At 57.8% G+C, this 12,868-nt stretch carries 12 protein-coding genes; 9 read left to right on the forward strand and 3 right to left on the reverse strand.

Annotated features, from left to right (window positions below; translation table 11 throughout):
• Positions 1-273 precede the first annotated feature (273 nt).
• A complete protein-coding gene (gene yihA / locus TU81_RS26105; protein ID WP_038980342.1) occupies positions 274-915 on the reverse strand; it encodes a ribosome biogenesis GTP-binding protein YihA/YsxC in 642 nt (213 codons plus the stop codon).
• A gap of 191 nt (positions 916-1,106) precedes the next feature.
• Between yihA and TU81_RS26110 the strand changes: the two genes are divergently transcribed.
• From TU81_RS26110 to TU81_RS26140, 7 genes are all read left to right on the forward strand, one after another.
• Positions 1,107-1,397 (forward strand): c-type cytochrome, encoded by a 291-nt coding sequence (locus TU81_RS26110; protein ID WP_048397338.1) that lies wholly within the window; start codon positions 1,107-1,109, stop codon positions 1,395-1,397.
• A 46-nt stretch (positions 1,398-1,443) separates the two neighbouring features.
• Complete coding sequence (locus tag TU81_RS26115; protein WP_048397339.1) at positions 1,444-2,055, forward strand: c-type cytochrome; 612 nt, start codon at positions 1,444-1,446, stop codon at positions 2,053-2,055.
• A gap of 198 nt (positions 2,056-2,253) precedes the next feature.
• Positions 2,254-2,895 (forward strand): thiol:disulfide interchange protein DsbA, encoded by a 642-nt coding sequence (gene dsbA, locus TU81_RS26120; protein ID WP_038980345.1) that lies wholly within the window; start codon positions 2,254-2,256, stop codon positions 2,893-2,895.
• Positions 2,896-2,909: 14 nt separating this feature from the next.
• Positions 2,910-3,770 (forward strand): endonuclease/exonuclease/phosphatase family protein, encoded by an 861-nt coding sequence (locus tag TU81_RS26125; RefSeq protein WP_038980346.1) that lies wholly within the window; start codon positions 2,910-2,912, stop codon positions 3,768-3,770.
• Complete coding sequence (locus tag TU81_RS26130) at positions 3,771-5,795, forward strand: GGDEF domain-containing protein (protein WP_048397340.1); 2,025 nt, start codon at positions 3,771-3,773, stop codon at positions 5,793-5,795.
• Positions 5,796-5,899: 104 nt separating this feature from the next.
• On the forward strand, positions 5,900-6,679 hold the full coding sequence (locus tag TU81_RS26135; protein WP_038980348.1) for an N-acetylmuramoyl-L-alanine amidase: 780 nt from the start codon (positions 5,900-5,902) through the stop codon (positions 6,677-6,679).
• A gap of 73 nt (positions 6,680-6,752) precedes the next feature.
• On the forward strand, positions 6,753-8,369 hold the full coding sequence (locus tag TU81_RS26140) for an EAL domain-containing protein (RefSeq protein ID WP_038980349.1): 1,617 nt from the start codon (positions 6,753-6,755) through the stop codon (positions 8,367-8,369).
• 13 nt (positions 8,370-8,382) lie between these two features.
• Here TU81_RS26140 and TU81_RS26145 read toward each other — a convergent pair whose 3' ends face one another.
• On the reverse strand, positions 8,383-10,173 hold the full coding sequence (locus tag TU81_RS26145; protein WP_048397341.1) for an ATP-binding protein: 1,791 nt from the start codon (positions 10,171-10,173) through the stop codon (positions 8,383-8,385).
• 10 nt (positions 10,174-10,183) lie between these two features.
• On the reverse strand, positions 10,184-11,530 hold the full coding sequence (gene algB, locus TU81_RS26150; protein ID WP_038980351.1) for a sigma-54-dependent response regulator transcription factor AlgB: 1,347 nt from the start codon (positions 11,528-11,530) through the stop codon (positions 10,184-10,186).
• Positions 11,531-11,971: 441 nt separating this feature from the next.
• Between algB and TU81_RS26155 the strand changes: the two genes are divergently transcribed.
• A complete protein-coding gene (locus TU81_RS26155; protein ID WP_048397342.1) occupies positions 11,972-12,250 on the forward strand; it encodes a hypothetical protein in 279 nt (92 codons plus the stop codon).
• 81 nt (positions 12,251-12,331) lie between these two features.
• Positions 12,332-12,496 (forward strand): DUF1328 domain-containing protein, encoded by a 165-nt coding sequence (locus tag TU81_RS29920; RefSeq protein WP_003177151.1) that lies wholly within the window; start codon positions 12,332-12,334, stop codon positions 12,494-12,496.
• Positions 12,497-12,868: the final 372 nt, after the last annotated feature.

Below are 12,868 nucleotides of genomic sequence, written 5' to 3' on the forward strand. Positions count from 1 at the left end.
CCTTATGCCGCAGCACAAAATAACGAAGGGCTATAGTGCGGAAAATGACATCGATTATTTCCAATGGTTTTTGAAAATAGTCTGAACTAAATCCGTGATCCGCCACTCAGAGATACTGAATGGCTGGTGAAGCCCTTCGATGCTCCTATGTTGTGTTAAGTGTTGGCAGATATCTGGACCCCGCCCTAGCGGTCCGGAGCTTGAACCCCGGAACTTCTCCCTCCCCATATGAAGTCCGGGGTTTTTTTTGCCTGGCTTTTCACCTGCAAAGCCTTACTCGGCAGTCTCGCTACCCTTGTCCGCCAGCTCCATCCAGCCCGCCAGTACAGTGTAGGCGTCTTCCAGGCCCATGCGTTTGGGTGCCGAAAAAAGCTGGATAGTGATCGAATCGCCCCAGCCCTTGCGGATTTCCGCCTGAACCTTGAGCAGCGCGTTTTTCGCCGCGCCATAGGTCAGCTTGTCTGCCTTGGTCAGCAAAATATGCATCGGCATGCCGCTGGCGATGGCCCAATCGAGCATCAGCAGGTCGAAATCGGTCATTGGATGACGGATGTCCATCATCAGAATCAAACCTTTCAAACTCTCGCGACCGCCCAGATAGGCTTCGAGGTGACGCTGCCAGTGCAGCTTCAACGGGATCGGTACTTTCGCGTAACCGTAACCCGGCAGGTCGACCAGACGGCGTTCATCGTCTAGCTTGAAGAAGTTCAACAGCTGCGTGCGACCCGGTGTTTTCGAGGTCCGCGCCAGGCTGGCGTGTGTCAGGGTGTTCAACGCGCTGGACTTACCGGCGTTGGAACGCCCGGCGAAGGCCACTTCAAAGCCTTCGTCGTCGGGGCATTGATCGACTTTGGCGGCGCTGAGCATGAAGGTGGACTGTTGGCACAGACCGAGGATGGGGTTCTTGAGTTGCATGGGATTTCCGATGTGGGCGGCGCCGGGAATGGACGCGGCAAGCAGTGTCGTTTCCGTTTCAGTGACGCCAGTATATAATGCCGCAGATTTTGTGTGCGCTTTGTCCCAGCGTAGGATGAAGTTCACGAGAGCGATTGACCTTGATTGCGCATTAGAACGCAGAACGCTCTCAACCCTGAAAAGGTCGTTTTATGACGAAATGGCTGCTAGCTGCCGGTGTCTTGATGCCGCTTTACAGCGCTCAGGCTACACAGGATCCGGAAGCTGTGTACAACCGTGTTTGTGGTGCCTGTCATTCCGGCCAACTACCCATGGCGCCCCGCAAGGGCGATCAGGAAGCTTGGACGCCGAGGTTGGCGAAAGGTATGGAGACGCTGGTGCAACACGTGACCCAGGGTTTCAAGGCGATGCCGCCGCGTGGTTTGTGCAAGGACTGCAGTGCCGAGGATTACCGAGCCATCATCCAGTGGATGAGCGAGTAAACCCGGCCCATAACTCTTTAACCCTTAGCCGTAGTTGGATTAGCTGATGAACAAATTGATCGTGAGTCTGCTGTTGACCGTGGGGATCTCCGGCATTGCCCATGCTGCAGGTGATGCGACTGCTGGTCAGGCGAAAGCCGCAGTATGTGGCGCCTGTCATGGCCCGGATGGCAATAGCATGGCGCCAAACTTTCCGAAACTGGCAGGTCAGGGCGAGCGTTATCTGAACAAGCAGCTGCACGACATCAAGGCCGGCAAACGCACGGTACTGGAAATGACCGGCCTGCTGACCAACCTGAGCGATCAGGACCTGGCTGATATCGCCGCCTACTACGCCAGCCAGAAAGGCAGCGTCGGCGCCGCCGACCCGAAAGTCGTGGCTCGCGGTGAAGCACTGTTCCGTGGCGGTGATCTGGCCAAGGGTCTGCCAGCCTGCACCGGCTGCCACTCTCCAGACGGCAAAGGCAACGCTGCTGCCGGCTTCCCGCATCTGGGCGGCCAGCATGCCCAGTACGTCGGCAAGCAACTGACCGATTTCAGAAAAGAAGAAGGTGGCCGGACCAACGACGGCGATACCAAACCGATGCAGAGCATCGCTAAAAAGCTGAGTGACGAAGATATCGCCGCAGTCTCCAGCTATATTCAAGGCTTGCACTAAGGCCTGCGATCGAGCGTTGCGAGTGATGTACATCTCTTGCAACGTTAACACTCGATTAATCCGTCGATGCAAACATAAAAAGGGTAGCTTTGGCTGCCCTTTTTTGTGGCCGCTGCCGTTACACTACAGCACTCAAGCCCGCCAGGATCTGTCTGAAAACAGGTCGCGCGAGGCGCCCCAATTGTCCAGGAGTAAAGCATGCGTAATCTGATCATCAGCGCCGCGCTCGTCGCTGCCAGCCTGTTCGGCATGACTGCCCAAGCCGCCGAAAAACCTGAAGCGCCCTATGTCGAACTGAGCAATCCGGTCCCGGTGGCCGTGCCTGGCAAGATCGAAGTCGTGGAGCTGTTCTGGTACGGCTGTCCGCACTGCTATGCCTTCGAACCTGTCGTTAACCCATGGGCTGAAAAGCTGCCTGCCGACGTGAATTTCGTGCGTATTCCGGCGATGTTTGGCGGCCCTTGGGACGCACACGGCCAGATGTTCCTGACGCTTGAAGCCATGGGTGTCGAGAACAAGGTTCACGCAGCGGTGTTCAACGCGATTCAGAAAGAACACAAGAAACTGACCGACAAACAAGACATGGCGGACTTCCTGGCGACCCAAGGTGTAGACAAGGACAAGTTTCTGGCCACCTTCGACTCCTTCGCCATCAAGGGCCAGATCAACAAAGCCAAAGAACTTGCAAAGAAATATGAAATCACCGGCGTGCCTACCATGGTCGTCAACGGCAAGTATCGTTTTGACATCGGCTCTGCCGGTGGTGCCGAACAAGCGCTGAAACTGGCCGATCAACTGGTCGCCAAAGAGCGAGCGGCAACCAAGGCCGTCGCCAACTAAGCGCGGCACCTGCCATGCGCCGCTGGGGAACTGAACGCATCGTTGGCCTGCATCATCCGCAGGTCAACGAGCATCACCTGGAATCGACGGGGTTGCCCGTGGACAGCCGTCTGCGTTTGCTCAGTTTCAATATCCAGGTCGGCATCAGTACCGAGCGCTATCGGCACTATCTGACCCGCGGCTGGCAACATCTTTTGCCGCACAACGGGCGTGCCGATAACCTGCAAAAAATCGGCAATCTGCTGGGCGACTTCGATCTGGTCGCCTTGCAGGAAGCCGATGGCGGCAGCCTGCGATCAGGCTACGTCAATCAAGTCGAACACTTGGCGCAGCTCGGCGCCTTCCCCTACTGGTATCAACAACTCAATCGCAATCTGGGTCATCTCGGTCAGCACAGCAATGGCGTGCTCAGCCGGCTGCGCCCGTGGGCAATTGAAGATCATCCGCTACCGGGGCCCAAGGGTCGCGGAGCTATTCTGGTGCGCTTTGGCGAAGGTCCTGAGGCGCTGGTGGTAGTCATGATGCACCTGGCGCTGGGCGCTCGCGCCCGCAGCCTGCAACTGGCTTACATCCGCGAGTTGATCGGCGGTTATAAACACCAGGTGCTGATGGGCGACATGAACACCCATGCCAGTGACTTGCTGCAAAACTCCCCGTTGCGTGATTTAGGCCTGCTCGCGCCGCAACTGGAAGCGACCTTCCCCAGCTGGCGCCCACAGCGTTGCCTGGACCATATTCTGCTCAGCCCCACCCTGACCCTTGAAAAGGTCGAAGTGCTGGCACATCCCATTTCCGATCACCTGCCGGTCGCGGTAGAGATTCGTCTGCCGGGTTCGCTCACGGCCGATGCATTGCCCGCGTTGAGTCCTGCCTGAATGAGCGACGAAGCACAGCGCTGGAAAGAGAAATACCTCAAAAGCATCGAACAACAAGAAAAACTGGAACGTCGATGGGACGCCCGGCTTGATCTGCTGCGTCGTGGGCTGGTGCGCAGTACCCTGGCCGCGGAAGGTACCGATCGCGCCGTTGATCAATGCATGAAGGAAATGCGTGAAGTCGTACGCACCGATGACATGGATGCCGGCCTGGCTGCCTTGCTGCCGCGCCTGGAAAAAGCCGTGCTCGACTCTGAGCAACGCCGGGAAACCCGAGTCGATCAAGTCAGTGCCGCACTGACGGCGCTGGTCTCTCAGCTGCAAGCGTTGCCACTGCCCAGGGAAGTGAGCCGGCCACTGAAAAAATTCGCCAAACAGCTCGACGGACGCGTAAGCCAGGCTCGCGAAATTCCGTTGCTGCTTAGCGAGCTGAGCGGCTTGCAAGGCAAAGCCTTGAACCTGCTGGAGAACCCTGCCGAACCTGATCGTCCGGGGTTTCTGCAGCGGTTGTTCAGTAGGGAAACGGAGGAGACTGCGCCACAGATCGTCGCCCCCGAATCACAAAGACCTGCCGCGCAACCTGTCGAACCGGTTGCAGCAGCGCCGACCGTGCCCCTGGAAGCGACGGTCAATCTCGCGCCAGCCGCCGATAAACCGCAAGTGGTGCTGCCAACTGTAGAAGTCGCTCTACCCGCCGCTGCACCGCTGCAAATTCAGGCGCCAACAACAATGGCACCTGCGGCTGAAGTCATGGCGTTTGTCCCGCCAGTCCTTGATCCAGAAGCTAAAAGCAGTCAGATCCCAGAGCCTCAAACACGATTACACATTGAGCGACCACAAGAGCCGGCTCCCTCAATTGCCGCCCCGGTCACTGCGGCCCCCTTGGCAATCAATCCCGATGAACTGACTCCGGTCACTATCGATCCAGAGCCGTCTGAGCACGATATTCTGTATGCCCTGCCGGACTCGCCGAAACCGTCCTACAGCTCTGTCGCCAAGCATATCGAAGAAACGCTGCTGGGCCTTCTCGATGATCTGGCGTTGCCCGAGCGCCATCGTCCGCAAGCCGAGGCGATGCGCGATCGTCTTCAAAATGGCTTGAACTGGTACGAACTACTACCCATCCTCGATGACCTGGCCACATTGATGCTGGCAATCACCGACAGCGGCCAGCACGAATTCGAAGCGTATCTACAGCAACTCAACGAACGACTTGAGTCATTCCAGAGCAACCTGCAGGCCGCAAGCGACGGCCACGCCGACAACCGTTCGGCCGCGCGCGAGATGGACACGCAGATTCGCGAGCAAGTCGACGGCTTGCAAAGCAGCATGCAGGAAGCGGCAGATCTTGATGATCTCAAGCATGTGCTGGAAAACCATCTCGAAGGCCTGCTCGGCACCATGGACCAACACCAGAAGCAGCGCGATGAGCGTGAGCAGGAAGTAGCAGCCCGTCTGCAAAGCCTGGCCGAAAGGGTTGCCCATATGGAGCAGGAAGCCCTGGGCTACCGCGAGCATCTTGAAGAACAGCGCCAGAAGGCGTTGATCGATCCATTGACCAGCCTGCCGAATCGAGCAGCCTGGAGCGAGCGCCTGGAGCATGAAGTCGGCCAATGGCAGCAACATGGCAATACCCTGTTGCTGGCAATGCTCGACCTCGACCATTTCAAACGCATCAATGACAACTATGGGCATCTGGCGGGCGACAAGGTGCTGAAAATCATCGCCAGCGTGCTACGCAAGCGACTGCGCGGGACTGATTTCATCGCCCGATTTGGCGGTGAGGAGTTTGTACTGTTGATGCCTGCCACAATCCCTATGGTCGGCGCGAAACTGCTGGAAACCTTGCGCGCATCGATCGAAGCCTGCCCGTTCCACTTCAAGGGCGAGCGAGTCACCATCACTATTTCCATGGGACTGACAGCATTCAGGGCTGGGGAACACAGCGACCTGGTGCTTAAAAGAGCCGATCAGGCGCTATATCGTGCGAAAAATACTGGACGAAATCGGGTAGAACTGGGCTGACGGCCAATTGTTCCATTTTGTTTAAAGGAACGTTTTTTGCCGTCAGCGCCGCAAGGCGATACGTTACACTGTTGCATTATTGTCTCGCGTGTATTGCCCTAGCCATGAAATGTCTTGTTCTTATTGCGTCGCTGCTTCTATTAGCCGGTTGTGCCAGCGGCCCCCGAATCGATACCAGCCACCCTTCAGCCAATCACGACAGTCGTATTCAGTTCGTGGTGATGCATTACACCTCCGCATCCCTGGAAGAGTCGTTGCAATTGCTGACCCATGGCGAGGTCAGTAGCCACTACCTCATCAGCGACGACAAGCGCGCCACTATTTATAAGCTGATGGATGAAAATTTCCGGGCCTGGCACGCTGGTGAAAGCGAATGGCAAGGCCGGACCTGGCTGAACTCCAGTTCCATTGGTATCGAGATCGTCAATCAGGGCTTTAAGGACACCCCGAACGGGCGTCTTTGGTATCCCTACAGCGAAGCCCAGATTCAGTCGATGATCTTCCTGCTCAAGGACATCAGTAAGCGCCAAGGGATCAGCCCCCGCCACATCATCGGTCATAGCGACATCGCACCGATGCGCAAACTCGACCCAGGCCCGCTGTTCCCCTGGAAGCGCCTGGCTGCCGAAGGCCTGGGGATCTGGCCAGACGAGCAGACCGTGGCGCGGCAGCAAGTGCAGTTCGCCGTGCAACTGCCAAGCATCAGTTGGTTTCAGGGACAGCTTGCCCGCTTGGGCTATGCCACGCCGCAAACCGGCGAACTGGATGTAGAAACACGTAATGTACTGGCGGCCTTTCAGCTGCATTTTCGCCCTTCCCGTTTCGACGGTACACCGGACGCACAAACCGCGGCGATTCTTCAGGTGTTGAATCAGACAAAATAATGACGCCCGCCCGACGGTCAGCGCTTTTTCCAAATCAGCAGCTATAACTCATTGGTAATTCTTCGGATATTCCATGATGCCTGCTGCTCGGGAGAGACTGCATAGCTGGTTCTATCGCCCTTGGTTTTTGGCGATGCTGGCTACTGCCTTGAGCGCAACGCTTCTAACGGTTGGCAGTTTGTTCGTGGCGATGAATCAAGTCGAGCACAATGAAAGCCAGGAAATGAATGCCCAGGGAGAACGTTTTCTGGTCCGTCTGGAGCAGCTGTTCGGGCAGTTGCGCGAAAGCCTAGATGATCTGCAAGCCCAACCGCTGCGAGGTTGCGATGACGAAATGATCGCCACCCTGCAGCAGGTCAGCTTCAATTACCGCTTCGTTTATGAAGCCGCTTATATGGACACTTCGCGAACCTGCTCCAACCGCCCCCGCCAGGAAGGGGTATCGCTGATCCGACCGCCGGACATCAAGGGCCCCACCTACAGCTATTGGCTGAACACCACCACCGAACCCGATGAGAACCGCGCCGCACTGATGCTTGGGCGCGGCAATTTCCGGGTGGCGACGTCGCGCGGGCATTTGACCGATATGGTCGATCTGTCTCCGGGGAGCAGCCTGTTGGTGGTACTCGACCAGGGCACCCGGGCGATTCCGGTACTCGGTGTCGCGCAGGCCTGGCCCCCCGCGGAGCCCTGGCCCCCGAAAAGCCGCGATGCGCTGCAAGTCACCCATACCCGACTGATTTACCGAATGCCCACTAACACCCCCGAATACCAACTGGTACTGATCACCCCACGCACTGGAATGCATGTACCGGCGGTATGGTGGTGGCTACTGCCGGCCAGCCTGGCGCTGAGTGCCTGTGTCGGTATTCTGGTGTTTTTGCTGGTACGCCAGCGTCAGTCGCTGGATGCCGAACTGCAAGGCGCCATACGGCGAGGCGAGCTACAGGTGTTGTATCAACCGATCTTCGACCTCGACAGCCGCAACTGCGTCGGTGCCGAGGCCCTGCTGCGCTGGCGAAGGCCGGACGGCACGCTGACCAGTCCCGACCTGTTCATTCCCATGGCGGAGAATACCGGCCAGATCCGCCAGATGACCGACTTCGTATTGCAGCGCCTGCTGGAACAGCTCGGGCAACTGTTGCGGTCCAATCCGCAGCTGTACATATCGGTCAACCTGGCAGCCTGCGATGTCATGGTGCCGCGTATCGGCCAGGTGATGGCGCGCCTGCTGAGTGTGCACCGAGTGGCGGCCAGGCAGATTGCCTTTGAAGTGACCGAGCGCGGATTGGTCGATGTGGTGGTGGCCAGAGAAAACCTGCAAGCCCTGCGGGATGTCGGGCATCAGGTGCTGATCGATGACTTTGGCACCGGCTATTGCAGCCTCGCCTACCTGCAAACCCTACCGGTGGACTGCCTGAAAATCGACAAGGCGTTTATCGATGCACTAGGCCATGATGCTGCCAGCAGCGGCGTGGCACCGCACATCATTCGCATGGCTCAGGCCCTGCAACTCAAGGTGATTGCAGAAGGCATCGAACATGAAGCCCAGGCGGTGTTTCTGAGCAGCGAGGGGGTGAAGTTTGGTCAGGGCTGGCTGTTCGCCCATGCACTGAGCGCCGTGCAGTTCATCGAACTGATTACCCGTGGCCGCCGACTGAGCACGCGACGCCTGGACGACGAGGCCTGAGAGGGCCCCCAGTTTATATCGCCAGCGCCATGTAGAACTGCGTCCCCTGCCCCGGCCGCGAGTAAACACCCATCCGCCCGCCATGCAGTTGCACGATTTCCTTGCACAGCGCCAGACCAAGCCCGGCACCGCCCTTTTTACGGCCGACCTGGACAAAGGGCTCGAAGATCCGTCCCTGCTGGCCGTAGGCAATGCCTTCGCCGTTGTCCTCGACGCTGATAATCATCCGCTCGCCATGGCGCCGGGCTTGCAAACGGATTAGTCCATCGTGGGAGGTATGGCGCAACGCGTTGTCGATCAGGTTATCGAGCACCCGCTCCAGTTGCGCCTGATCGGCTTGCAGCCGCGGCAACGGTCCCTGCACTTCCACCAGCAGTTCAATGCCCTTCTCCTGTGCCGGGCCGGCAAAACGTATCTGGGCCTGATCCAGCAAGTCTTCGATGGAGCACGGTGCCAGCGTGAGTTTTTGCAGGCCGTTTTGATAGCGAGAGAAATTCAGCAGGTCGTTGATCAACTGCATCAGGCGCTGCATTTCTTCGTTGACGGTGTCCAGCAGGTCGGCTTCGCGGGAGTCTGCGGCAAAATGCGTCCGCTCGCGGAACAAGCCGAATGCCATGTGCATCCCGGTAACCGGTGTGCGCAACTCATGGGAGGCACGCAAGACGAACTCGCTGCGTACCCGTTCGAAGGCACGCTGTTCGGTGACGTCATGCAACACCATCACCGCGCCGAGAATATGACCCTGGGTATGGCTGACTGGCGTCAGGCTATACGTCAGCAATCGCGACTCGCCATCGACCTCGATGCTCAGGTCGTCCGGCGCTCGTTCCAGGGTGCCGCCGCGCAACACCAGTTGCAGTTGCTCATCCAGTTCGGGACGCTCAAGCGCCGTGCCCAGCCCTTGGCCGAGACGATCGGTGTCCCAGCCTAGCTGGCGCTGAGCCACTGGGTTGAGGTGCTCGAGATGACCTTGACGATCGATAATCAGCAAACCGTCGTCGATGCTGTCGAGCACCGCTTGCAAACGTTGCTGGCCGGCGAGCAGCTCGTCGATATTGGTAGCCTGGTGCTCACGCAGGGCCTCAGCCATGATTCCGAACCGCCGGCTCAACTGGTTCATTTCCACCGCGGACGAAATCGGCAGGGTCACTTCGAAATTGCCCTGGCCGATATTGTCAGCTGCCTGCACCAGAGCCTCGATCGGAGCCCCGAACCGCCGGGCGATCGCATGGGCGGTAATGAACCCGATGAACAACACCGCTACCCCGACCAACCCAAGCAGGCCGGCAATCAACAGTGCCCGCTCCCGGGACTCGCGCTCGATCTCAGTGATGTTATCCAGTGCGCGCTTCTGTTCAGAGATCAAACCGTTACGCAACGCGTTGAATTTTTCCGTGAGATCTCCGTCATCATTGACTACCTGTACCGGAGCGCGGGAAAGATCAAAGGCCTGCAGTAAGCTCTGATAATCAGCCTTGGCCTTTCTGAAACCATACTGGCCACCCTCGCTGGACGGCTCGCGAGCAATGCCTTCGTCAAGCAATTCGAGGGAATGCTGCCTGGAGGCCTCGAACGCCGCAGGGTCAGGGTTCTCGCCAAGCACGATAATCAGTTGATCACCCAGGCTCTGACGCAGCTTCAATCCCAGATCCAGCGTGACGAAGTTGTCACGGAGCAGGGCTTCCTGAGTCCCAGCCATCTGCATCACGCTGACCAGCCCGAGCAAGAGCCCTAGCAGCGCCACGGTGATCAGCGCGGAAATACTCAGAAACAGCCGGGTGCGCAACGTCATCGCCAGTTTCATCGGTTAAGACTCACAGGTTGTACTGCTTGCGTTTGCGGTACAGGGTCGAGGCATCGATACCCAGGGTCTTCGCCGCCTGGTCCAGCGTGTCGGCCGTGGCGAGGACCGCGCCAATGTGAGCTTTCTCCAACTCATCCAGGCTCAACGCAGCACCAATGCGCGGCGTGTGGTTGGCCGGGATCTCGGCCATGCCCAAGTGGCTGAGCTCTACCCGCTCCTGCGGACAAATAATGCTCGCGCGCTCCACCACGTTGCGCAGTTCGCGAATGTTGCCCGGCCAGCGGTAGCTGAGCAGCGCTTCGCGGGCCTCGTCGCTGAAACACCGGGCCGGACGCGAGTATTCCTTGACGAAGCGCGCCAGGAAGCGGTCTGCCAGGTTCAGAATATCTTCCCTGCGCTCGCGAAGCGGCGGTAGGTGCAAGGTGATGACGTTCAGGCGATAGAGCAAATCTTCACGAAAACGACCATCGCGGACCATGTCTTCCAGGTTGAGGTTTGTGGCTGCGAGGATTCGCACGTCGGCGCGACGGGTCACCGGGTCGCCCACGCGCTCGTATTCCTTGTCTTGGATGAAACGTAACAATTTTGGCTGCAAGGTCAGTGGAAAATCGCCGATCTCGTCGAGAAACAACGTTCCGCCGTCGGCCTGATTGACGCGACCCAAGGTGCTTTCGCTGGCACCGGTGAAGGCGCCCCGGCTGTGGCCGAAAAGCTCGCTATCCATCAACTCTGCAGTCAGGGACGGGCAGTTGATGGTGACGCAGGATTTCTTCTGGCGTTTGCTCCAGCCGTGAATCGCCCGTGACAGCTCACCTTTACCGGTGCCGGACTCGCCGAGAATCAGGATGTTGGCGTCAGTACTGGCGACCTGACGTGCGGTTTCGAGCACCACTTTCATGGCCGGACTGTGGGAATCCAGGCCCTCCTTGGGTTTGCGCACTTCACCTTCGAGGGCTTCCAGCCGCGCCGAGAGTTGTCGCACTTCCAGCTGTTTGGCCGTGGCCAGACGCAACTGGTCGGGGCTGCAAGGTTTGACCAGATAGTCGGCGGCACCGGCCTGAATCGCATCCACCGCAGTGTCCACGGCCGAATGAGCAGTCACGATCACCACCCGCATCCACGGCGCCTGGATGCGCATTTGGGCCAGTACATCGAGCCCATTGTCTTCACCCAGCCGCAAATCGAGAAAGCACAGATCGAAAACCTGGCGCTGCAACAAGGCTTCGGCCTGAGCAGCGCTGGTCGCGGTGGCCACGCTGTAGCCTTCATCTTCGAGGCAATAGCGAAAGGTTCGAAGGATGGCGGATTCATCATCCACCAGCAGAATGCGGCCTTGATGCTCAGTGGCTGATTCCATGTTCCTGCGCTCCTTTAATTGTTGATTTTGGTTAGGCCCAGAAAAATCGGGCAAGTTGCATGATTGATTGTGGCCGATTTCAGCTAAATCAGCGGAGCTATCTACTTATCAACAAGATAACCAACTGATTTATTTTATTTTTTATTAATGAACCGTTCTGCGCCGATGGCCTGCGTCCCTTTCTGACATCTGCGCCCTTCCCTCAATTCCAAAAATATTGAAAGTTTTCGCTAGTCCATCGTGCATTACGCACGACCTCAGAAGGTCCATCGTGCAGGATGCGTCCAAAACGATTTGGACAAACCATCTAATTCATTGATTTTTAACATATTAATACCAACAAAAAGCTGGCATGCAGGCTGCAGGAGTCTGGGTAACCAGGGCATTTAACGAATCAGCGCCCGCCAAAGATCACTACCCCAGCGTGGGAGGAACTTCAGGATGAATCGCCAAGGTGCCGCCCAATTGCGTATCTCGCCTTTGCTTGTCCAGCAAGGCTTGTTTGTCCTGCTGGCGCTATTGATCACCTTGATTGGCGGCCAGCAGTACTTGCGTTGGGAACAGAGCCAGCAGCCAGAGACGCCGCACCTGTCGATTCCACCTCAAACCCACTTCAGCGCCGCCAGCAGCAGCCTGGCTGACAGCGACTCGATGCGAATGATGGACGTCGACCAGGCCCAGCCTGTGGATGAGACGCCTCAGGAGCGTTGGGTGTTTTAAGCAAACGAACTTGGCGCGCTCAACGCGCCGGGATAAGCACCACAAGCAACACCTTTAAATAGAAGCGTAAGGAGAATCACCATGTTGAGCTGGGCAATCACATTCTTGATCATTGCCATCATCGCTGCAGTATTGGGCTTCGGTGGTATCGCGGGCACCGCCACGGGTATCGCCAAGATTCTCTTTGTCGTATTCCTGGTGATGTTCATTGCTTCCTTCTTCTTTGGCCGCCGCGGTCGAGGCTGAACATGAGCATTTCGTTAAAGACAGTGGCAGCCGCCCTGCTTCTGGGCGGCAATGCCATGGCGATGGCGATGGCGGCCAATGATGGCCAGATACGCCAATGAATGGCTCAATTGATGGAACAACTAAAAAAGATCCAGGCTGGTACTGAGTTTCGAAACACGAAAGAGGCCCCAGCGCTTCTTTCCACTGCGCTACCCGAGGACGGTAGACGCATGACCAAGGGGTCGGGACGTTCTGACTGTTTCAGGGTCGGAGTGACCTACGGGTACAGGGAGTACCTGCGCAAGGGCCGGGTCAGGCAAAGCTGCGACGCAAGTTCGCCGCAGGCAGCGCCTCGACGGACTTGCGGAGAGCTTCAACGTGCAAAACGTT

This window comes from Pseudomonas lini, assembly GCF_001042905.1.
Taxonomy (GTDB): Bacteria; Pseudomonadota; Gammaproteobacteria; order Pseudomonadales; family Pseudomonadaceae; genus Aquipseudomonas; species Aquipseudomonas lini.